We start from the raw sequence: 22,071 nt of genomic DNA, 5'->3' as shown, positions 1-22,071 counted from the left end.
TCATTTTTTACGCTCAACGTGCTTCATCATGAAGCTAAAGCAGAAAAAGTAATACTACCCGATAACGGAATATATAAATTGCTTCGATAATGGTTTTTGACAAATTATATTATGATAAAAAGCAATTCAACGCATACAAAGACCTATGTGAAAAAATACAATAACCAAAAATGAAAGCACTTGTACCATCCATTTTCCTTCATATAAAAGAAAGACTCTTAAGAAAACATATCATTTTCTATAGCAGTGTATTCCAATAAAGATAACGAGATTCTAAATGAGCTCATAAGAACAATTTAACTTATCATAAGGATATACTTAAGATAATAGATCATTCAAGTCTCTTCAGTTCAGATAATTTTCAACGTATTTTTATAAAACTATAGGATGTCGTTTAACCATATTTTTTACATTACATTTGAGCCTTCCTATTTCTAAACACTGATTTATGATTCATTTTGTTAAAAAAGGAAAAATAATGCAAAAAATCTTCATGCAAGGATTATTAACTGCAAATATTCTCGCCTACTCTAGTGTTGCGTTTGCTGGATTTGGTGAGAGAAAATGGAATTTTACGCCAAATGAAAGCGTTACGATTGGTATACACAATGAAATACAGCAAGGTGCTGAATATGGGTGCAAAGCATTTAAACCCGAAAAAGCATCCTTTACTTTATCATACTCATCTCCTTCTGACGTCAACAAGCTACACATTACTGCAGATGATGAAAAGAAAATAACACATGATAAAGAACATAAGATCTTTATGCTCAAAGATGTAAAATCCCTCGATATAGGTTTCCCTCCATCAGGATATTACACTTTTAAAAATATTACTAAGGAAAGAGTTATTGGTCTAGATTGTGATGCAGGGGATTTTTAATAATATTTTCAAGAATATATTAGCGTTGCGTAGATGTATAAAAAGGCTTAAAGTAAGATTTTTTGAAATCGGGCATTGTAAATCATTAACGCTCGGCTTTTGAAAAATTCAGCTTTGTGCTTATGGAATAAAAACTGTATTATAAAGTTAAACCGTTAAGAAAAACAAATTTAAAAAAGACTGAATATTGAATAACTTTTATAAATTGTGACATTTTTTATCATAATCAGAATAACTGGTTTGTATGAGATTATTGTATCTATCTACACCATTGAAACCTCTCAAAATTGCTACACGCTATATCGCATATAAACAGAGAAATAAAAAAGCTTTGTTCATAGCAAATCAGTGGAGGCGTTATTTCTAAAAATTTAAACCTCCATTACTTTATGTTGTCTAAAATACAAAAATGAAGTTCAAAGGAAAAAATTTTGGGTTTGTGTTATATTTTTTGTTTCTGAGCTTGATTTTTCATTCCAAATCGACAATATGAGTTTGGGAGGTTGGTAGTGGACGAACTACTCGCCAACTGGGTCAGGTCTGGAAAGAAGCAGCCCCAACGAGTTCTGGTACGGGTCATCGTGCCAGCCTCCTATTTTGCTGAAGCGATTATTTTTTTGCTATATTTTAGCAAAACATTTAATCTTTAGAGCAGCGTTTTTATGCAGCATGTAAAGCGATTTGATTATTTTTAAGTAAATGATCCCATAAAAAGTACATTGATTGAGAAAAAATCCTTTTATATGAGAGTAGAGTATTGACCTATGCTCTGTGTATGATCAAAATGTACGCATAAAAAACTTCGAAGTTGGAAACATTCATGGAAAATGCACCGGTAGAAACAGCCTATCGTGTTCTTGCTCGTAAATATCGACCTCAGAACTTTTCTGACCTCATTGGTCAGGAGGCTATGGTGCGTACTCTCACCAATGCCTTTGAAAAAGGTCGCATTGCACAAGCGTGGATGTTAACAGGGATTCGTGGTGTAGGTAAAACGACAACGGCACGTATTTTGGCACGTGCGCTCAATTATAAAACAAAAGATATTGACCAACCAACAACTGTCTTAGACTCTCTTGGTGAACATTGCACACAAATTATCGAAGGGCGCCATATTGATGTTATAGAAATGGATGCCGCTTCCCATACCGGCATTGACGATATTCGTGAAATTATTGAACAAATACGCTATCGTCCTGTTTCTGCACGCTATAAGGTTTATATTATCGATGAAGTCCATATGCTCTCAACGCAAGCCTTTAATGGTTTGCTGAAGACGCTTGAAGAACCACCATCCCATGTAAAATTTATTTTTGCCACAACAGAAATTCGCAAAGTTCCCATTACAATTCTTTCGCGTTGTCAACGTTTTGATTTGCGACGAATCGAAGCAAAAGCTTTGTGTGCGCATCTGTGCAAAATTGCGAAATATGAAAAAGTAGAAGTAGAAGATCAAGCACTCTCTATGATTGTCCGTGCTGCAGAAGGCTCTGCACGTGATGCATTATCCATTTTTGATCAAGCGATTGCCCATAGCAATGGCAATGTTAACGCTGCCGCAGTGCGTACAATGTTAGGATTAGCGGATCAGTCACGTATTATCGATCTCTTTGAGTTTATCATGAAGGGTGATGTTGTCCATGCATTACATGAATTACGCAGTCAATATGATGCGGGCGCTGATCCTCTTACGATATTAACAGAATTAGCCGATTTTAATCATCTGGTTACACGTTTACGTTTCACACCAAAAATAGTGGAAGATTTCTCACTAACGGAAGAACAACGTTTAAGAAGTTTAGACTTTTCAAAAAAACTTTCTGTTCCTGTTTTATCCCGAAACTGGCAAATGTTACTCAAAGGCTTACAAGAAGTTAATCAAACTGCACGTCCACTGCAAGCAACTGAAATGCTTTTAATTCGTCTTGCACACACAGCTGACCTCCCCACTCTTGATGAAGCTTTAAAAAAACTTACACAAGAAAAAACACCTCTCACGCTCATTGCAAACTCTTCTCATAAAGAATCGATAAATGTCGATAATATAACAAAAGAAACAACAATTAATGGTTATGCTTCCTCGAGCGTTTCAAATACATTACCCAATCAGTCAGATTTAAAAACACCCTTGCAAGCCCCATTAGACCACTCCTTAAAACCAGAAAATTTCTTTAAAAATCAAACGACTGATAAAACCAACTCCCAAGAGGTAACAAAAACTCTAGAAACTTTTCAATCTACTGACTTTTCTGAAAAGAGTGCAAATTTATCGCAGTCTGTCACGCAAACAATAGGAGAGATTACTGAGCCTAAAACTCTCGTGATTAATTCTTTACACGATATTGTTAAATTAGCCGAACAACATAATGACGGGCATTTCAAACTCCTTATTAAAGAATTTGTTCATCCTGTTTCTTTCGAAACTGGGCATATTACTTTAAGACTTGCTGAAAATACCCCACAATTTCTTACGCATGATATCGAAAAAAAAATCTCTCAATGGACTGAAAAACGCTATGTGATAACTTTTGTTAATGAAGGTGGCGGTCCAACCTTACAGGAAGAAAGTGTAGCGATTCAAAAATCTCTTTTTTCCAATGCTGAGACAGATCCAGATATCGCAAAAATCCTCAACCATTTTCCAGAAGCAAAAATTGTCGATATTCGACTTAATAGAGAAAAAAATGATCTTGATTTACTCCCCGATACCTTTAAAAATACTGATCTCTTTAAAAATGAAAATGATAACAATGATGAATAAGGATACCTATTCCTATGCGTGAAATGATGAGCATGATGAAAAAAGCCAAAGAAATGCAAGAGAAAATGCAGAAAATTCAGGAGGAAATGGCTAACCTGCAAGCTACCGGCACTGCAGGGGGTGACCTCGTCAATATTACGTTAAATGGCAAAAATATTATAACAGCAATTCAAATTGATCCTTCATTACTCAAGCCTGAAGAAGCTGAAATTCTTGAAGATCTCATTATGGCAGCTTATAATGAAGCAAAAACAAAAATTGATAACGCACTAGAAGATAAAACCAAAAGCATGACGGCAGGGCTACCACTTCCGTCAGGTTTCAAACTTCCATTTTAATGTATGGAACAAAATATATGTCTAAATACATTGCCGGCCCTGAAATTGAGAAACTCATTCAGATTTTAGCACGGTTGCCAGGTCTTGGTCCGCGTTCAGCGCGTCGTGCTGCGCTTCATCTTATTAAAAAAAAGGAAACTTTGCTGGAGCCTTTAGGAGCAGCAATACAAACAGCGATAGAAAAAGTCGGCATTTGTTCTGTTTGTGGCAATGTCGATACCATTGATCCTTGTTCAATTTGTACTGATCCGCGACGTGATGATACAACGATCATTGTTGTTGAGGACATTGCTGATCTGTGGGCTCTTGAGCGCGCAAAAACTTTAGCAGCACGTTATCATGTATTGGGTGGCCGACTCTCACCCTTAGATGGAATAGGTCCCGATGAACTCAACATTGACACCTTAATACAACGTGTTGTACAAAAACCAATCACGGAGATTATTCTTGCTGTCAATGCGACTGTCGAAGGACAAACAACCGCTCACTACATCACCGATCAGCTTTCTAATTTTTCAGTTAGAATTACGCGACTTGCCCATGGTGTTCCTGTAGGAGGCGAGCTTGATTATCTTGATGATGGAACTTTAGCAGCGGCTGTACAAGCAAGAACAAATCTTTAAAACTTTTTCATCTTAGCCTTTAGCTCTTTAATAATGGGGGTATTTCAAATGCTAAAGAAAAACCTCTCACTTTTAAACAACTTTGGTCCTGGTATTTTAGTATGTTTACTCATATCAGCTTTAGCGTATGGTTTAGAAGTCTTAGAAAAACAGCTTTTTGGGCAAGCATGGCTTGAAAGTCTTGTTTTAGCAATTCTCTTAGGGTCTGTTACCCGTAGTTGTTTTACAATGCCAACCTATTTTCAAAAAGGCATCAATTTTTGCGCCAAAACACTTCTTGAAGTTGCTATTGTACTTTTAGGAGCAAGCATTAGTATTCATGCCGTTCTTTCCGCTGGTTGGAGTTTACTTGCAAGCATTGTATTCGTTATATTTGTAACCATTATTTTCAGCTTTATCATCGGCCGAGTTTTCGGGCTTTCTAAACATTTGGCAATGCTCGTTGCTTGCGGAAATGCTATTTGTGGGAACTCAGCCATTGTTGCCGTTGCCCCTGTCATTAAAGCAAAACACGAAGAGATTGCTGCATCAATTGCTTTTACGGCTCTTTTGGGGATCCTTATTATTTTATATCTCCCTTTTGCACATTCCTTTCTGAATTTATCCTTTAACCAATATGGTGTGCTTGCCGGCATGGTTGTTTACGCTGTACCACAAGTTTTAGCAGCGACCGCATCTGTTTCTTTTGCCAGTGTTCAAATTGCAACCGTTGTTAAATTGGTACGCGTTCTCATGTTAGGCCCTCTTATTTTTGCCCTGTCACTCATCTATCGTCGATCAGAACAAATACACTTTCGTTGGCATGCTCTCGTTCCATGGTTTATTATTGGTTTTATTATAATGATGTTGGTTCGCTCGAGTAATCTTATCCCCGAAACCGCTTTAAATCCTATCAAATTTATTGCTCAATTGTTCACGGTTATTTCAATGGCCGCATTAGGACTAGGCGTTGATATTCGCTCATTTAAAAAAGCAGGATGGCGCGTTATTTTAGCTTCAACCTGCTCTATAATTATTCTCGGTATTTGTAGCCTTATTATGATACAATTGAATGATTTAAATAATATAACATTTTGAAAAATTTTTGTTTTTTTATTAGCTTTTCATTCTATAATAATTTGCAACAGCGTAACATAAAAATATGGAACTCATATAAAACAATGTCATTTCTTTCATCTCTGCTCTTAATCAAATGGAAAGTTTTTATAAAAGACCGATAGAAATGTGTTCTAATGAGGTTACGCCTCTCACGAAAAGCAAAACGCACAAAACAGAATATATGTATGTTGCACATTCATATATGTGTTAAAAAGACACCTCTCAAGGCACATGCTCTTTTTCACGATAGTGTTCAATGAAGAATACAATTAAAATCACCCATGACGTGATAAAATTTATTGTACAGCCCAATCTTTATGCTTGTGAAGGAAAAAATAAAGATCAAGTCAACATTTCGTCTTATTCTATAAAAAGATATTGTTGCTTATTGGCACTAGCAACTTTCATACAAATGAACTATACAACGACAAGAAAGATTAAAAATACCGTAGACTTTTGTTTATCGTTTTATTCAATTAAAATATTTTTATGCTTATTCTTGCTATCGATACTGCTTCAATTTATTGTGCTGTTGCGCTCATTCATCATAATTCCGTTATTGCGCGTATCGATGAGCGCATGAATAAAGGACACGCTGAAAGACTTATCGGGCAGATTACACAAATAATGACACAAGCCAATATAACACTTGATCAAGTTGAGCGTATTGCTGTCAATGTTGGACCTGGATCGTTTACTGGTGTCCGTGTTGGTGTTGCCACGGCACGCGCTTTGGCATTAGCACTTGAGATACCAGCCGTTGGAGTGAGTGCACTTGAAGCGTTAGCAGTACAAGTCACACCTCATAAAAATACTACATCAGCAATTACTGTTGTCATTGAAGCAGGAAATGAAATGTTCTACCATCAAGATTTTCATAATGACTTCACTCCTTTGGGAGCACCGAAATTACAAACAATTGAAAATATCCTCGAAGATTTACCCAACAAAACCCAGCTGACTGGCCCAGCGGCTGATATCGTTATGCAGCATATTAAAAACCATAAAATAAATGAAAAAATTATCCTAGAAAAAATCCCTTGTGAAGCAGCGGATATTGTAAACTATGCTTACCTTGCTGCAAACAAACAACCACAAAATTCGCCTCGTCCCCTCTATCTACGAAGCGCTGATGCAAAACAACAAACCAATTTTGCGTTACCACGAAAAAATAATGTTTAAATCTTCATCGACAAAAAAACATTTTGGAATTGCGCCACTACACGTTAATGATAGTGCTACTCTTCACCAAATTCATCAACATTGTTTTATCCCAGCTTGGGGAAAACGAACTTTTGATACCTTTTTAACAGATCACTCCATCTTCGGATACAAAGTCTTCCTTATTCATCCATCTGATCAAATTTTAGGCTTTTGCCTATGCCGTCTGATTCTTGATGAAGCAGAAATCATCACAATTGCTGTCCATCCTCATTATCGTCAACAAGGAATTGGTACCCTACTTATTGATCATACAATTCGCCATCTTCACGATAAGCGCGCTATAAAATTATTCTTGGAAGTAGAATCCTCAAACCTTTCTGCTTTAATCCTTTATCAGCGCTTTGAATTTCAAAAAATTTCTGAACGTCTGGCTTACTACCGGTCAAAGAATGGTCGCGGTGATGCAATTATCATGCAAAAACTTTTAAGCAAATAGATTGAGATTTATGTGAAAAACATTTAGACAAGCACTATGAATAAAGTAAATCCTAAAAATACATCTCCTGTTGCTCCTAAAAAGGTTTTTATCAAAACCTATGGGTGTCAAATGAACGTTTATGATAGTCAACGGATGACTGATAGTCTCAGTGCGCAAGGCTATGTGACAACGCAAACACCCAATGATGCCGATCTTATTCTTGTTAATACCTGTCATATTCGTGAAAAAGCAGCAGAAAAACTTTATTCTGATCTGGGTCGTTTGCGCGTTATGCGTCAAGAGCGAACACCTGATAAACCTTTGACAGTTGGTGTAACGGGTTGTGTTGCACAGGCTGAGGGAAGTGAAATCTTACGTCGCGCTCCAACAGTGGATCTTGTTATCGGTCCGCAAATGTATCATCGCTTGCCTGAATTGTTAGAAAAAGCTAAACAAGGCAAAAAAATTATCGAAACAGATTATGCTGTTGAAGATAAATTTGCTCATTTGCCTCCTCATAATAAACGTGCAGTAAGAAAACGCGGTGTTAGCGCATTTTTAACAGTACAGGAAGGTTGCGATAAATTTTGCACTTTTTGTGTTGTTCCTTACACACGCGGTGCTGAAATATCGCGCTCTGTCGAGCAAATTACCGAGGAAGCGCGTCAACTCATTGAAGCGGGTGTTAAAGAAATTACGCTGCTTGGACAAAATGTTAATGGTTGGCATGGACAAAGTGCGGATGGCAAAACCTGGCGTCTTGGTGATCTTCTTTATCATCTTGCAAAACTCGATGGTTTAAAGCGTTTGCGTTACACAACAAGCCACCCGCGTGATATGGATGAGAGTCTTATTGCCGCGCATCGAGATCTTGATATGTTAATGCCTTACCTGCATCTTCCTGTTCAATCCGGTTCAGATCGCATCTTAAAAGCCATGAACCGCCAACACAAAAGCTCTCATTATCTTCATCTTATAGAAAAAATTCGTAACGCACGACCAGATATTGCCTTTTCAGGTGATTTTATTGTAGGCTTTCCAGGAGAAACAGATGAAGACTTTGAAGAAACCATTAAGCTCATTCAACAAGTACAATACAGTTCAGCTTATTCTTTTAAATATTCCCCCCGTCCTGGAACAGTGGGAGCTACAATGAAAAATCATGTTGATGAATCTGTAAAAGATGCTCGACTTCAACATTTACAAGTTCTTCTCCTCGAACAGCAAAATACATTTTTACGTTCTAAAATCGGTCAAAAAACGGATGTTCTTATCGAAAAAACTGGACGTCACTCAGGGCAAATGGTGGGACGTTCCCCTTGGCTTTTACCGGTTGTCGTCGATACAGAATCCTCTACAGGTAGCGTGATAGAAATTCATATTAAAAATGCAAGCTCAAATAGTTTTGTCGGTGAAGTGACAAATAGATAAATAGGACTCTATCATCTTTTTAATAATAAAAATTTTGGAAAACTCTTTTATTTTCAAATAAAATAATTACATCTAAAAAATGAATTTTTATGAAAGAAAATTTGTCTTTTATAGAGTTTACTCAAAAAAATGCGTAATATTTATGTAGATATGGAGAATAGGCTGAAAGCTTCAAATGAAAAAATAAAGCGCGTTAAAGAAAAAACAAATGCCGACGTTGAAAAAATTGATCCCTTGGAACAAGAAAGCGCTTCAGATACGAGTCAAGTTGTTTTGATTTTCGAAAATAATAAATATGCAAAAGCGGTTTTTGGTAAATTTGACGAAAATCTTGCTTATATCGAAAAAAAACTCAAACTGAGTATTCATCCACGTGGTAATGAAATCTTAATCCATGGAAATGTTTCTGTTATAAAGCATGCGCAATATGTATTGCAGCAACTTTATGAACGTGCAAAAACACATCAAGAGCTCACTTTATCAGATATAAAAGGAGCGATTGCTATGGCAACTATACCACAGAAACAGAAAGAAGACACGATAACACACAAATCTGCAACGAAACGTATACCAGCACGGTTGAGTACCCACAAAAAAATAATTCATGCAAGGACACCAACACAAGATGCTTACATACGCGCTATGGGACATACTGAACTTGTGTTTGGTATAGGACCAGCAGGAACAGGAAAAACCTATCTTGCTGTTGCTCATGCTGCAATGCTTCTGGAACGTGGTATCATTGAGCGAATTATTCTCTCGCGTCCTGCTGTTGAAGCTGGAGAACATCTGGGGTTTCTTCCTGGTGATCTCAAAGAAAAAGTCGACCCCTATTTACGACCACTTTATGATGCTCTTTATGATATGATGCCCGCTGAAAAAATAGAACGCATTTTAGCTTCTGGTGTCATAGAAATTGCTCCTCTTGCCTTTATGCGCGGGCGAACGCTTTCCCATGCTGCTGTTATTCTTGATGAAGCACAAAATACGACACCTATGCAAATGAAGATGTTCCTCACACGTCTTGGAGAAGGAACACGTATGATTGTTACCGGTGATGTAAGCCAAATTGATTTGCCTATAGGGCAAAAATCAGGTCTCATTGAAGCAATCCGCATTCTTTCAAATATAGAAAATATTGCCATTGTGCGTTTTGATGAAAAAGATGTTGTACGCCCCCCCCTTGTTGCTACTATCGTTCATGCCTATGATTGTGATTCTGAAATACAAAATAAAAAAAAATCACGCGCATGCGATACATTAAAAAATGAATTTGATTCATCATGATTATTATTGATATAATGGTTAAAAGCGCAGGGTGGAATGATGAGAAAATGCTTTATAATATCACCGAAAAAGCATTAACGATGACGATGCATCATGTTTCATTGGAAAATGTTGTAAGTGAAATTAGCCTGCTTTTTACGGATGATGAACATATGGCACAAATCAATGCACAATGGCGGGGTAAAAATAAACCCACCAATGTATTATCCTTTCCGGCGTTTCCAATTAAAGCTGGAAACCCTCCTGGTCCCATGCTGGGGGATATTATTATTGCGCGAGAAACTGTTGTGCTCGAAGCAGAAAAACAAGGAAAAACCTTTCAAGACCATTTAACGCATATGATCGTTCATGGTATTTTGCATCTGCTTGGCTATGACCATGAAACTGATGATGAGGCCCATCAAATGGAAATACTCGAAAGAGAAATTCTTCAAAAGCTTTCCATAAGAGATCCTTACGCTGAGTTATCTATAAATGATAAAATTTAACTTTTAACATCAATATGACGAGCATATCAATTAGCCTCTTATTCACCTATCATAAAAAGAAAGTTTAGAAGATTTTAAAACCATGGCAAACAAAATAAATGCACAAAATAATAGTCAAACATCTTCTAATAATGAAAAAGATCCCTCTCAACAAATGAATCATACAGAAAAATACTCCCTAATGAATTATTTGTTTTCATTCTTACGGGGCCGTAGTAGTTGTGCATCTACATCACTGCGCGATGATCTTACCGTTGCACTTGCGACTAACAATGAAAAAGATACTACCCTCTTCTCACCTGAAGAACGTACTATGCTGCATAATATTTTACGCTTGCGTGAAGCACGCGTGGATGATGTTATGATACCGCGCTCTGAAATTGAAGCATTGGAAATAAATACCTCGCTTGGAGAAGCCCTTAAATGTTTTGCAAAAATTGGTCATTCTCGCATACCTGTTTATGCTGAAACTTTAGATGATCCGCGCGGCATGATCCATATCCGCGATATTCTTAATTATATGACGCGCTTCATTATCAACCCTACAAAAACTGATCAGAAATCTGATTTACTTCAATTAAACCATACAGATTTACATACCCCTATCGGTGAATTGGGTTTGATCCGAACCGTTCTCTTTGTTCCCAGTTCTATGCTTGCAAGCAAATTATTAACACGGATGCAAACCACACGAACACAAATGGCTTTAGTTATTGATGAACATGGGGGTACAGATGGTCTCGTTTCAATGGAGGATATTGTTGAATTGGTCGTTGGTGATATCGAAGATGAACATGATCATGTCGACAATGCTATCGTACGAGAACACAACAATAAATGGCTTGTTGATGCAAGAACCGAACTAGAAGATGTGGAGAAAGCTCTTGGACCTGATTTTATCGTAGGGGAATATGGTGATGAGGTTGATACTATTGGTGGTTTAATTGTCTCTATTCTTGATCGTATTCCTGCAAAAGGTGAAGTCGTCGAAGCTGTTCCTGGCTATAAATTCCGTATTTTAGAAGCTGATAAACGCCGAATTAAGCGATTGCGCATTTTTCGCATTCCAGAAAATGAGAACCTTGAAAATAATGCCATCTCTAAAGAATAGTCGAGCGTTTTTAAACAATTTTATTGTTTTTTCGCTCTCTGTTAACGGCTGGAAGCGGCAGGCGTGGATATTTCTGTGTGGTGCTCTTACTTCCTTTGCTCTTCCGCCCTTTTATTTAACACCTCTTTGCTTTTTAACTTTTCCTATTTTTATTGTTTTTCTTGATTCAATACAAACCACCAAAAACAATAAGAAACGATTTTTTACCTATGCTTTAAGCTGTGGGACCTTTGGTTTTAGTTATTTTATTTGTGGACTTTGGTGGCTCTGCAATGCTTTGTTAACAGATCCAGATTCTTTTGGGTGGGCAGTCCCACTCGCCATTTTATTTCCTCCTCTCTACCTTTCTCTTTATTGGTTTCTTTCTGGTTTTATTGTCGGTTTATTATGGACAAAAGGAATAGCACGCTTTTTTGTCTTAGCTTTTGCCTTAGGATTAGCCGAGTGGTTGCGTGCGTTCTTATTCACAGGATTTCCATGGAATGCTCTTGGCTATACAGCCATGCCAACCCCGATGTTCATGCAGTCTGATGCAATCGTGGGACTTTATGGAATGAATATTCTTGCCGTCTTAACCTACAGTTTGCCAACCGTTTTACTCACGGATGAAAAAAAGAAAGTAGCACTTTTTCTTTGCTTAGCACTTATATTCATCCACAGTGGTTTTGGATTTTATCGTCTCCATACGATAGAGAATACAACTAAAGATCAAAAGAACAATTATTGGGTTCGCATTGTTCAACCTTCTATCCAACAAAATATAAAATTGCGCGATGATACACGAGAAGCTATGTTGGAAGCGCATATGCATCTGAGTGCAACACCAATAACTGGTAAAAATCCAGAACCCGATTTTATCGTATGGCCCGAAGCATCCGTTCCTTACCTTCTCTATGATAACTCATCTGTCACAATGCATATTGCCTCTCTTTTAAAACCTAAACAATGGGCTATTATCGGAGCAATACGCGCCAGTGATGATCTTTCTCATTCTCAAACACAATATTTTAATACAATTGCAGTCATTAACGCTCAAGGGAATATTTTACACACTTCTGATAAACTTCATTTGGTCCCTTTTGGTGAATATCTTCCCTATCAGAATTTATTAAAAAAGATTGGATTGCGTATTCTCGCTGATAATATTGGTGGATATAACGCTGCACAAGTGCGCAAAACCGTCACAATGCCAAACGGATTTTCTTATCTACCGTTGATTTGTTATGAAGCAATATTTCCTCATGAAATGACTTTTAAAGGTTCCCCGCCTCAAGCAATCATTAATGTTACAAATGATGCATGGTTTGGTGTAACACCAGGTCCCTATCAACATCTTCAACAAGCACAGCTTCGTGCCATTGAACTGGGAATTCCCCTCATACGAGCAGCCAATAATGGAATATCAGCTGTTATTGATTCTTATGGACGAATCGTTGTAGCTCTTCAACAAAATGCTGTGGGCATTATTGATTCAAAAATTCCATCATCCATTACTCCTATAGGAAGCAATGAATATAGAACTTTGTCTACTTTTATCTTATTCATCCTTATGCTATTGTGTCGTATTGGTTTTGCTTTTACAAAACAACTTAAATGATTCAAGTGCTCCTTGCACGGTATTATGTTGCGTGTACCAGTAATATTGGGAAAAAGTATTACATGTTATTTTAATTATATGATAAACCAGCTTCGCATAAATCTGATGTTGGTTTAAAAGAGAAATGCTGGAAATTAAAGAGTTGCATTATGACCGAAACTAGAAAAAAACCTGACCCTATAGATATCTATGTTGGAACTCGTATCCGTTTACGTCGTAATATTTTAGGACTTACTCAAGAAAAACTAGGTGAAAAATTAGGCATTACTTTTCAGCAAATCCAAAAATATGAAAAAGGGACAAACCGCATTGGTGCCAGTCGTCTTCAAGCGATAGCAGAAATTATGGATGTTCCTGTTTCTTACTTTTTTGATAAAGGTCTTACCTCCCAACAGGTAGAGGGCTTTGCTGAAAGTGATCACAATTTTATGGACTTTTGTTCTAGCAACGAAGGTATCCAGCTCATGCGGGCTTTTACGAATATATCTGATGCTAAAGTGCGTCGCAAAATCATTGACTTGGCAAAAGCACTTTCTGAGGAAGATTTGGCAGATAAGCTATAAAATTAAAATTATATTTTTTCTCTCTTATTCATATAAATTTGCATTGACGATTTGCTATGGAATTGGCAAACCGTAGAGATTTTAGTAGGCAATTAATTGAATTGTTGGTTTTCTTTTTGAAGGAGTTCCTATGCCGCATCAAGATTATCTTTTTACGAGCGAATCGGTATCGGAAGGACATCCTGATAAAATTTGTGATCGTATTTCCGATGAAATCGTTGATATGATCTATAAAGAAGCACAAAAGACTGGGACTGATCCGTGGTTAGTGCGCGTTGCTTGTGAAACTCTCGTCAGTGTAAACCGTGTTGTTATTGCCGGTGAAGTTCGTGTTCCCGATACGCTCTTAAAAAAAGATAAAAATAAAGAATTTATCTATGATGAAACTGGCTTTCCACTCATTAATCCTACGCGATTTCGGACAGCAGCGCGCCGTGCTATTCGCGCCATTGGCTATGAACAAACAGGTTTCCATTGGAAAACCGTTAAAATTGATGTTCTTTTGCGCCCTCAATCCACTGATATTGCAAGAGGTGTTGATAATGCAACGGATCGGCATGGTGAAGAAGGAGCAGGTGATCAAGGCATCATGTTTGGGTATGCTTGTCGTGAAACACCTGACCTTATGCCCGCGCCAATTTATTATGCGCATAAGATTCTCAAACTTCTTGCCGCAGCCCGCCATAAAGGAGAAGGAGAAACTAGTAAATTAGGACCAGACGCTAAAAGCCAAATCACTATACGCTATAAAGATGGAAAACCTATAGAGGTAACATCCATCGTTCTTTCAACACAGCATCTTGACGAAAGTTGGGATTCCAATAAAGTCCGTGCAGTCGTTGAGCCTTATATTCGTCAAGCTTTACATGATATTCCCATTGCAGCTCAATGCAGTTGGTATATTAACCCAACAGGAAAATTTGTCATTGGTGGCCCTCAAAGCGATGCTGGATTGACGGGACGCAAAATTATCGTGGACACTTATGGAGGTGCTGCCCCCCATGGAGGCGGTGCTTTTTCAGGAAAAGATACAACAAAAGTTGATCGTTCTGCCGCGTATGCGGCACGCTATCTAGCTAAGAATATTGTTGCTGCTCATTTAGCAGAGCGATGCACGATTCAACTCTCCTATGCAATTGGAATTGCACAACCTTTGTCGATTTATCTTAATCTTCATGGAACAGGGAAAGTTGATGAAAAGGTTATTGAAGCAGCCATTCGCAAAATAATGGACCTCTCCCCCACTGGAATTCGAAAACATCTTGACCTTAATAAACCGATCTACACAAAAACAGCAGCTTACGGTCATTTTGGGAGAAAACCAAAACATGATGGTTCGTTTTCATGGGAAAAAACGGATCTCGTGAAAACACTTCAAACAATGATCAAAATCCCATGATTAAATATAATACACGCAAGAGTGAAGCCTTTTTTGGACGCCGACAAGGAAAGCAGCTACCAAACAGTCAGCTTGTGCGTATAAAAACGCTTCTCCCCAATTTGAATATTGATTTAAATGTCCCTCCTCCCTCAAACCTTACATCCTTATTTTTAAGCAAAATAAAAGATATTCGACTTGAAATCGGCTTTGGTGGTGGTGAACATTTACTCCATGAAATGGAGCATTTTCCACAAACCGGTTTTATCGGCATCGAGCCTTTTATCAATGGCATAGCAAAAATATTGTCCTCCCTTGAACAGCATACACACCTTCAAAATCATCTTCGTCTTTATAATGATGATGCTACACACCTGCTTGATTGGCTCCCTGATAACTCACTTGATGGCATAGATCTTTTCTATCCTGATCCTTGGCCGAAAAAGAAACACTGGAAACGACGTTTCATCAATATAAAAAATCTTAACCGTTTTGCTCGCGTTCTTAAAATGGGAAAAAAATTTCGCTTTGCTAGCGATATAGACAGTTATGTAAACTGGACCATCTATCATTTTACACACCATGATCACTTTGAGTGGAACGCTGAAAGCCCCCAAGATTGGAAGACCCCTTATCCACTATGGAGAGGAACCCGCTATGAAGCAAAAGCTTTACGTGAAGGACGAAGACCTACCTATCTCACCTTTATCAAGAAATAAAAGATCAAGCGCTTTTCTCATAAACATCTTGAAAAATTTTGATTTTAAGAGTATCAATAAGTAAATTCTTGGTCTTATGATGAAGAGTGGGTCGTGGGACCTGCTCTTTTTTAATATTATAAGATTGGTGAAAATAACTTGGATAAAATGTATGAACGAAGCTGAAAAAATAAGCAATCTTGATGAGCCACGCCTTTTTGAAGAAGATGGTATCGAGGCGCGAGTTGCTGCTCTTGTCATACCACTCCTTAAACCTTTAGGTTTTCGTTTGGTTCGTGTGAAGCTTCTTGGACAAAATGGTTTAACTCTTCAAATTATGGTTGAACGGGCTGATGGCTCTCTAACCGTGGAAGATTGTGAAATTGTTAGTCGGACTGTTTCCCCTCTCCTTGACGTGGAAAATGTTATCGAACGCAAATATCATTTAGAAATCTCATCGCCTGGAATTGACCGCCCATTGGTAAGAAAATCCGATTTTTTTCATTGGCAAGGACATCTTGCAAAAATTGAAACCAAAATAACTATTGATGGACGCCGAAAATTTCGTGGAACACTTACTAATATCACGCAAGATGGATTTATTTTAAACACTGATAAAGCTGCTTACGGAGAAGCCATGTATACCTCTATTTCTTTTTGTGATATCACAAGCGCGCATTTAGTGCTTACCGATGAGCTTATTCGCGATGCATTGAAAAAGAATAAAGATTTAAGTCAACAATTCATTCCCGAAGATAATCCTATTGACTCAATACAGACGCTCAATTTCAAAAAATAATATCACTGGGAAATACCCATCGTGTGGCACAAAGAAGGAGAAATTTGATGGCTACAAGCGCTAACAGGCTTGAAATTCTGCAAATTGCAGATGCTGTTGCACGTGAAAAGTCAATCGACCGTGAAATTGTTATTTCTGCGATGGCTGACGCTATTCAGAAAGCAGCACGTTCTCGTTATGGTCAAGAAACCAATATTCGTGCTGAAATCAATTCCAAAACAGGTGAAATTAAATTACAACGCCTGCTTAAAATTGTTGATGTTGTTGAAGACTATACAACGGAAATTACTTTGTCCGATGCACTCAAACGTCAAGCAGATGCAAAAGTTGGCGATTTTTTTGCTGATCTTTTACCTCCTATGGATTTTGGACGCATCGCAGCACAATCTGCTAAACAGGTAATTGTACAAAAAGTACGCGACGCAGAGCGTGATCAGCAATATGAAGAATTCAAAAATAAAGTTGGTGAAATTATTTCTGGGACAGTCAAGCGTGTGGAATATGGCAACGTTATCGTTGATTTAGGACGCGGTGAAGCTATTGTGCGTCGTGATGAATTAATTCCCCGTGAATCCTTCCGCTATGGAGACCGTATTCGTGCTTTTGTCAATGATGTGCACCGTGAAACGCGTGGACCTCAAATTTTTCTTTCACGCACCCATCCTCAATTTATGGTAAAACTTTTTACGATGGAAGTTCCAGAAATTTATGATGGTATTATAGAAATCAAATCAGTTGCTCGTGATCCAGGTTCACGAGCCAAAATCGCCGTTGTTTCACGCGATGGTTCCATTGATCCTGTTGGAGCCTGTGTGGGAATGCGAGGAAGCCGTGTACAAGCTGTTGTTGCAGAGTTACAAGGTGAAAAAATTGATATTATTCCTTGGTCGCCTGATGCTGCAACATTTGTTGTTAATGCACTGCAACCTGCTGAAGTTTCTAAAATCATTCTTGATGAAGATGCTGAACGTATTGAAGTCATTGTTCCAGATGACCAACTCAGCCTTGCTATTGGACGACGCGGACAAAATGTTCGCTTAGCTTCGCAGCTAACGGGATGGAATATTGATATTTTAACGGAAAAGGAAGAATCTGCAAATCGTCAAAAAGAATTTACTGAACGCAGTAAATTGTTTATGGAGGCCTTAGAGGTTGACGAAATGATCGGACAGGTTATGGCTTCAGAGGGTTTTTCTTCTATTGAAGAAATCGCCTATATTGATCTTGAAGAGATTGCTTCTATTGATGGTTTTGACCATGATACCGCTGCGGAGATCCAAAGTCGAGCCCGCGAATATCTCGAACATCAGGAAAAAGAACTTGATGAAAAACGCAAAAAGCTTGGGGTTTCTGACGAATTGCGAACACTTCCTGGAATGACAAGTGCTATGTTGGTTGCTGTGGGTGAGGATGGTGTAAAAACAATAGAAGACTTTGCTGGCTATGCGGTTGATGATTTAGCTGGTTGGAGAGAACGCAAAGAAGGACAAACAAAGAGTTTTTCTGGTATTTTAACCCCTTTTGATATTACACGCGCGGATGCAGAAGCTATGGTTTTAGCTGCACGTGTACAAGTAGGCTGGATAGACCAAGCTGATCTTATTACAGAAAATCCTGTAGAAGATGAAAATTCTACAGAAAATGAAAAAACAGATGATTTGAATGTGGATACACTTTAAATGAATGAACGAACTTGCATTGTGACCCGACAAAATGCTTCAGCACAAACGCTGATCCGCTTTGTCATTGGTCCCAATAATCAAATTGTTCCTGATCTTAAAGCGAATTTACCAGGGCGTGGCGTTTGGATTTCTGCCCATCATGCTGTTATTGATAAAGCGATCAAACAGAAAGCTTTTCATAAAAATTTTAAAACAGATGTTGAGGTTGCACCAAATCTTGTGCATATTGTTGATACGCTTTTACTCAAAGCTGCTCTTTCAAGCCTTTCTATGGCGAGAAAAGCAGGAGCTGTTGTCATGGGAGCAACCAAAGTTGATACTGCTATCCGCTCTGGTCAAGTTATTTTTGTACTGCATGCTAAAGAAGCAACAGAAGATGGAAAACGAAAAATTGCACAGGCCATCCATACAATACAACAACAAACAAATCGGACGATAAAAACAATATCTTTATTTACAAGTGATGAAATGCGCGTGGCTTTTGGCTCTAATCCTGTCATGCATGCCGCCTTATTGGACACAAAGGCTGCGGAAGGATTTCTTAAGACGACATATAAATTGATCAGCTATCGTGATGACAAGCATAGTAAGCACGGTGAGATGACGGCACAAACCGTGAAGGAAGTACAATGAGTGAAAATAACAACGACAAAACAACAAGCAAGAAGACACTAACTCTCAAGCGGTCTGTCTTGGAAACGAGTACGGTCAAACAAAACTTTAGCCATGGCCGTACGAAGGCTGTCGTTGTCGAAACCAAACGACGTAAAATTACGCGACCTGATGAAAAAGCTGAAGTACAACAGCCTATTACAAAACCACATGTTGCACCCCAGCGCTCTAAGCCTCGTTTTGAGGAAAAAAAACCTCAAGAATCTGTGGCCAAAAGCAATCTTTCATCGGCTGAAATGGAAGCAAGACTTCGCGCGTTAGAAGAAGCACACATCCAAGAAAGAATAACGCGAGAACAAGCTGAAAAAGAAGCGATACGCGCTAAAGAGCGTGAAGAAATTTTAAAGAAAGAAATTAAAGAAAAAGAAATACTTCAAAAACAAGAAGAAGAAAAAACGCCGATACAGGCTCCACCTGTTTTTTCTGAGCCTCCCCTCATCGAAAAGACAGATATTCCTATTACGCCTAAAAACACAACTGTGATTGAAAAGCGCAAAATAGATGAAAGTAAAGAGGAAGAACGGCATAGCCGACGTGCTAATCCTGCTAAATCAGAAATACGTGCACCAAAAGTTATCAAAGGAGCTGATGAGCGACGCCGTGGAAAACTAACTCTTAATAGCGCGCTAGACGATGAAGGAAGTGCGCGGGGGCGATCAATGGCTGCAATGCGACGCAGACAGGAAAAATTTAAGCGTGCACAAAACCAAGAACCAAGAGAAAAAATTTCTCGTGAAGTTGTTCTTCCTGAAACAATTACCATTCAAGAGCTCGCACAACGTATGACTGAGCGTTCTGTTGATGTCATTAAATTTTTAATGAAACAAGGACAAATGATGAAACCTGGCGATATTATTGATGCAGACATTGCCGAACTCATCGCTGTTGAATTTGGTCATACTGTTAAACGTGTTTTAGAATCTGACGTAGAGGAAGGTATCTTTAATATAACAGATAATCCTCAAAATATGCAGCTGCGTCCCCCTGTTGTAACCATTATGGGCCATGTTGACCACGGAAAAACTTCTCTCCTGGATGCTATTCGCAAAGCAAATGTTGTTTCTGGTGAAGCAGGTGGTATTACGCAGCATATTGGCGCCTATCAAGTAGAACAAAACGGTCAAAAAATTACCTTTATTGATACACCAGGGCATGCTGCATTTACTGCTATGCGTGCCCGTGGAGCTCGTGTTACCGATATTGCCGTTCTTGTTGTCGCCGCTGATGATAGTGTCATGCCGCAGACAATTGAATCAATTAATCACGCTAAAGCTGCAGGTGTTCCTATTATTGTTGCTATCAACAAAATTGATAAACCAGCTGCAAATGCACAAAAAGTGCGTACAGAACTTTTACAACACGAAGTGTTTGTTGAAACTATGGGTGGTGAAACTTTGGACGTTGAAGTTTCCGCTAAAACGGGTCAAAATCTTAATAAACTTCTTGAAGCTATCCTTCTTCAGGCTGAAATGCTTGATCTAAAAGCAGATTCTCAACGAACTGCAGAAGGCGTTGTCATTGAAGCTAAACTCGACCGTGGACGCGGATCTGTTGCAACCGTTCTTGTTCAAAAAGGTACATTACATCCTTCTGATATTATTGTTGCTGGAAATGAATGGGGGCGGGTGCGTGCTTTAATTGACGACCATGGTCGCCATGTCAAAGAAGCCGTTCCCTCTACACCCATTGAAATTTTAGGCATGCAAGGAACACCACAAGCTGGAGACCGTTTTGCTGTTGTCACGCATGAAGCAAAAGCACGTGAAATTTCTGAATACCGGCAACGCTTAGCACGTGATAAAGCTGTTGCACGGCAAACCGGTTCGCGTGGCTCTCTCGAACAGATGATGACAAAATTGCAAACCACTGGTATTAAGGAATTTTCTCTCATTATCAAAGGGGATGTGCAAGGATCAATTGAAGCAATCGCTTCGGCATTGGAAAAACTAGGGAATGATGAGGTTCGTGCGCGTGTTGTACATTCTGGTGCTGGAGGAATTACAGAAAGTGATATTTCTCTTGCAGAAGCTTCTAACTCAGCTGTGATTGGTTTTAATGTTAGAGCCAATAAGCAGGCACGTGATTTTGCTAAAACACAAGGAATTGAAATTCGTTATTACAACATCATTTATGATCTTGTTGATGACATCAAAGCGGCCATGTCTGGTCTCCTCTCACCAGAACAGCGTGAAACTTTCCTTGGTAATGCTGAAATTCTAGAAGTCTTTAATATTACAAAAATCGGAAAAGTCGCTGGGTGTCGTGTGACAGAAGGTAAAATAGAACGAGGAGCCGGTGTTCGCCTTATCCGTGATAATATCGTTATTCACGAAGGAAAACTGAAAACTCTCAAGCGTTTCAAAGATGAAGTCAGTGAAGTGCAAAGTGGTCAAGAATGTGGAATAGCCTTTGAAAATTATGAGGATATGCGTGCAGGAGACATCATTGAGACCTTCCGTATTGAACATATTAACCGCACATTATAAAATAATCCAATAGTCTTTACTCTATTTAAAAATGAGAAAAGTTATTGGAATTCTATACACAATATCTCTTTTTTTCCTTATTTGGATGCTCAAAAGAAGAGGTCTTGGAGCAAGGACAAAACTTTGATGAAAAATGCAGGACCATCACAACGGCAACTTAGAGTAGCAGAGCAAGTACGTCATGCAATAGCGCATATACTACAGCGTGATATTTTGCTTGATGATATTTTGAAGGATGTTGTCATTTCTGTCTCTGAAGTGCGCATGTCACCAGATTTAAAAATTGCTACTTGCTTTGTATCGCCTCTCAGCACACTTAAAAAATCTTCCCATATCGATGTTGTTGATACCCTCAATAAACATAGTCGTTTTCTCCGTGGAGAAATCAGTCATACGTTACGACAAATGAAATATATGCCTGAACTGCGTTTCCGACTTGATAATAGTTTTGATAACTTTTCAAAAATTGATGCCCTCCTCCGGTCACCTGAAGTTGCGCGTGATCTTCATAAGGATAAAGATGAGGATTAAAGA

General features: G+C 38.4%; 20 protein-coding genes and 1 other RNA gene. All 21 read left to right on the top strand.

Annotated elements, in window-relative coordinates; all coding sequences use genetic code 11:
* Positions 1 to 478 precede the first annotated feature (478 nt).
* The 21 genes from PVV65_RS02185 (at position 479) to rbfA (ending at position 22,068) form a co-directional block, all read left to right on the top strand.
* The gene (locus PVV65_RS02185) at positions 479 to 883 is read left to right on the top strand and encodes a hypothetical protein (RefSeq protein WP_273789036.1); all 405 of its coding nucleotides are present in this window, start codon (positions 479 to 481) and stop codon (positions 881 to 883) included.
* 498 nt (positions 884 to 1,381) lie between these two features.
* Positions 1,382 to 1,479: signal recognition particle sRNA small type (gene ffs / locus PVV65_RS02180), an RNA gene on the top strand.
* A gap of 224 nt (positions 1,480 to 1,703) precedes the next feature.
* Positions 1,704 to 3,644 carry a DNA polymerase III subunit gamma/tau gene (locus PVV65_RS02175; RefSeq protein WP_273789035.1) on the top strand — a complete coding sequence of 647 codons (1,941 nt, stop codon included), beginning with the start codon at positions 1,704 to 1,706 and terminating at the stop codon, positions 3,642 to 3,644.
* 14 nt (positions 3,645 to 3,658) lie between these two features.
* Positions 3,659 to 3,982 carry a YbaB/EbfC family nucleoid-associated protein gene (locus PVV65_RS02170; protein ID WP_273754637.1) on the top strand — a complete coding sequence of 108 codons (324 nt, stop codon included), beginning with the start codon at positions 3,659 to 3,661 and terminating at the stop codon, positions 3,980 to 3,982.
* Between the two features lie 17 nt (positions 3,983 to 3,999).
* Positions 4,000 to 4,605, top strand: coding sequence for a recombination mediator RecR (gene recR / locus PVV65_RS02165; protein WP_273754635.1), 606 nt, complete (start codon positions 4,000 to 4,002; stop codon positions 4,603 to 4,605).
* A 48-nt stretch (positions 4,606 to 4,653) separates the two neighbouring features.
* Entirely contained in the window at positions 4,654 to 5,682 is a 1,029-nt protein-coding gene (locus tag PVV65_RS02160; RefSeq protein WP_273789034.1) for a YeiH family protein, read from the top strand.
* A gap of 510 nt (positions 5,683 to 6,192) precedes the next feature.
* Positions 6,193 to 6,885: a tRNA (adenosine(37)-N6)-threonylcarbamoyltransferase complex dimerization subunit type 1 TsaB gene (tsaB, locus tag PVV65_RS02155; RefSeq protein WP_273789033.1), complete on the top strand. Its 693-nt coding sequence runs from the start codon at positions 6,193 to 6,195 to the stop codon at positions 6,883 to 6,885.
* Positions 6,878 to 7,363: a ribosomal protein S18-alanine N-acetyltransferase gene (gene rimI, locus PVV65_RS02150; RefSeq protein ID WP_273789032.1), complete on the top strand. Its 486-nt coding sequence runs from the start codon at positions 6,878 to 6,880 to the stop codon at positions 7,361 to 7,363. The genes tsaB and rimI overlap by 8 nt, the downstream gene beginning before the upstream one ends.
* A gap of 36 nt (positions 7,364 to 7,399) precedes the next feature.
* The gene (miaB, locus tag PVV65_RS02145) at positions 7,400 to 8,776 is read left to right on the top strand and encodes a tRNA (N6-isopentenyl adenosine(37)-C2)-methylthiotransferase MiaB (RefSeq protein WP_273789031.1); all 1,377 of its coding nucleotides are present in this window, start codon (positions 7,400 to 7,402) and stop codon (positions 8,774 to 8,776) included.
* A gap of 129 nt (positions 8,777 to 8,905) precedes the next feature.
* The gene (locus PVV65_RS02140; RefSeq protein WP_273789030.1) at positions 8,906 to 10,063 is read left to right on the top strand and encodes a PhoH family protein; all 1,158 of its coding nucleotides are present in this window, start codon (positions 8,906 to 8,908) and stop codon (positions 10,061 to 10,063) included.
* On the top strand, positions 10,060 to 10,551 hold the full coding sequence (ybeY, locus tag PVV65_RS02135) for an rRNA maturation RNase YbeY (protein ID WP_273789029.1): 492 nt from the start codon (positions 10,060 to 10,062) through the stop codon (positions 10,549 to 10,551). Before PVV65_RS02140 ends, ybeY begins: the two co-directional genes overlap by 4 nt.
* Before the next feature lie 82 nt (positions 10,552 to 10,633).
* Positions 10,634 to 11,662, top strand: coding sequence for a hemolysin family protein (locus PVV65_RS02130; protein WP_273789028.1), 1,029 nt, complete (start codon positions 10,634 to 10,636; stop codon positions 11,660 to 11,662).
* On the top strand, positions 11,643 to 13,259 hold the full coding sequence (gene lnt, locus PVV65_RS02125) for an apolipoprotein N-acyltransferase (RefSeq protein ID WP_273789027.1): 1,617 nt from the start codon (positions 11,643 to 11,645) through the stop codon (positions 13,257 to 13,259). The genes PVV65_RS02130 and lnt overlap by 20 nt, the downstream gene beginning before the upstream one ends.
* A 149-nt stretch (positions 13,260 to 13,408) precedes the next feature.
* Positions 13,409 to 13,822, top strand: coding sequence for a helix-turn-helix domain-containing protein (locus PVV65_RS02120; protein ID WP_120121714.1), 414 nt, complete (start codon positions 13,409 to 13,411; stop codon positions 13,820 to 13,822).
* A gap of 130 nt (positions 13,823 to 13,952) precedes the next feature.
* Entirely contained in the window at positions 13,953 to 15,221 is a 1,269-nt protein-coding gene (metK, locus tag PVV65_RS02115; RefSeq protein WP_273754622.1) for a methionine adenosyltransferase, read from the top strand.
* A complete protein-coding gene (locus tag PVV65_RS02110; protein ID WP_273789026.1) occupies positions 15,218 to 15,919 on the top strand; it encodes a tRNA (guanine(46)-N(7))-methyltransferase TrmB in 702 nt (233 codons plus the stop codon). The genes metK and PVV65_RS02110 overlap by 4 nt, the downstream gene beginning before the upstream one ends.
* Positions 15,920 to 16,070: 151 nt before the next feature.
* Positions 16,071 to 16,697 (top strand): ribosome maturation factor RimP, encoded by a 627-nt coding sequence (rimP, locus tag PVV65_RS02105; RefSeq protein ID WP_273754620.1) that lies wholly within the window; start codon positions 16,071 to 16,073, stop codon positions 16,695 to 16,697.
* 47 nt (positions 16,698 to 16,744) lie between these two features.
* On the top strand, positions 16,745 to 18,376 hold the full coding sequence (gene nusA, locus PVV65_RS02100; RefSeq protein WP_273789025.1) for a transcription termination factor NusA: 1,632 nt from the start codon (positions 16,745 to 16,747) through the stop codon (positions 18,374 to 18,376).
* Positions 18,377 to 19,012, top strand: coding sequence for an RNA-binding protein (locus PVV65_RS02095; protein ID WP_273789024.1), 636 nt, complete (start codon positions 18,377 to 18,379; stop codon positions 19,010 to 19,012).
* Positions 19,009 to 21,537, top strand: a complete 2,529-nt coding sequence (gene infB / locus PVV65_RS02090) for a translation initiation factor IF-2 (RefSeq protein WP_273789023.1) — start codon at positions 19,009 to 19,011, stop codon at positions 21,535 to 21,537. The genes PVV65_RS02095 and infB overlap by 4 nt, the downstream gene beginning before the upstream one ends.
* Before the next feature lie 126 nt (positions 21,538 to 21,663).
* On the top strand, positions 21,664 to 22,068 hold the full coding sequence (gene rbfA, locus PVV65_RS02085) for a 30S ribosome-binding factor RbfA (protein WP_273789022.1): 405 nt from the start codon (positions 21,664 to 21,666) through the stop codon (positions 22,066 to 22,068).
* Positions 22,069 to 22,071 lie beyond the last annotated feature (3 nt).

This window comes from Bartonella sp. ML70XJBT (assembly GCF_028618425.1).
Taxonomy (GTDB): Bacteria; Pseudomonadota; Alphaproteobacteria; order Rhizobiales; family Rhizobiaceae; genus Bartonella.
Note: the sequence above shows the minus strand (reverse complement) of the source record. Positions and strands in the feature narration are given on the sequence as shown.

Coding starts and splice junctions, on each gene's coding strand:
- infB (WP_273789023.1), top strand. CDS start 19,009: ATGAGTGAAAATAACAACGACAAAACAACAAGCAAGAAGACACTAACT.
- PVV65_RS02185 (WP_273789036.1), top strand. CDS start 479: ATGCAAAAAATCTTCATGCAAGGATTATTAACTGCAAATATTCTCGCC.
- PVV65_RS02110 (WP_273789026.1), top strand. CDS start 15,218: ATGATTAAATATAATACACGCAAGAGTGAAGCCTTTTTTGGACGCCGA.
- lnt (WP_273789027.1), top strand. CDS start 11,643: ATGCCATCTCTAAAGAATAGTCGAGCGTTTTTAAACAATTTTATTGTT.
- rimP (WP_273754620.1), top strand. CDS start 16,071: ATGAACGAAGCTGAAAAAATAAGCAATCTTGATGAGCCACGCCTTTTT.
- PVV65_RS02175 (WP_273789035.1), top strand. CDS start 1,704: ATGGAAAATGCACCGGTAGAAACAGCCTATCGTGTTCTTGCTCGTAAA.
- PVV65_RS02130 (WP_273789028.1), top strand. CDS start 10,634: ATGGCAAACAAAATAAATGCACAAAATAATAGTCAAACATCTTCTAAT.
- ybeY (WP_273789029.1), top strand. CDS start 10,060: ATGATTATTATTGATATAATGGTTAAAAGCGCAGGGTGGAATGATGAG.
- PVV65_RS02120 (WP_120121714.1), top strand. CDS start 13,409: ATGACCGAAACTAGAAAAAAACCTGACCCTATAGATATCTATGTTGGA.
- rimI (WP_273789032.1), top strand. CDS start 6,878: ATGTTTAAATCTTCATCGACAAAAAAACATTTTGGAATTGCGCCACTA.
- nusA (WP_273789025.1), top strand. CDS start 16,745: ATGGCTACAAGCGCTAACAGGCTTGAAATTCTGCAAATTGCAGATGCT.
- miaB (WP_273789031.1), top strand. CDS start 7,400: ATGAATAAAGTAAATCCTAAAAATACATCTCCTGTTGCTCCTAAAAAG.
- PVV65_RS02160 (WP_273789034.1), top strand. CDS start 4,654: ATGCTAAAGAAAAACCTCTCACTTTTAAACAACTTTGGTCCTGGTATT.
- tsaB (WP_273789033.1), top strand. CDS start 6,193: ATGCTTATTCTTGCTATCGATACTGCTTCAATTTATTGTGCTGTTGCG.
- PVV65_RS02170 (WP_273754637.1), top strand. CDS start 3,659: ATGCGTGAAATGATGAGCATGATGAAAAAAGCCAAAGAAATGCAAGAG.
- metK (WP_273754622.1), top strand. CDS start 13,953: ATGCCGCATCAAGATTATCTTTTTACGAGCGAATCGGTATCGGAAGGA.
- PVV65_RS02095 (WP_273789024.1), top strand. CDS start 18,377: ATGAATGAACGAACTTGCATTGTGACCCGACAAAATGCTTCAGCACAA.
- PVV65_RS02140 (WP_273789030.1), top strand. CDS start 8,906: ATGCGTAATATTTATGTAGATATGGAGAATAGGCTGAAAGCTTCAAAT.
- recR (WP_273754635.1), top strand. CDS start 4,000: ATGTCTAAATACATTGCCGGCCCTGAAATTGAGAAACTCATTCAGATT.
- rbfA (WP_273789022.1), top strand. CDS start 21,664: ATGAAAAATGCAGGACCATCACAACGGCAACTTAGAGTAGCAGAGCAA.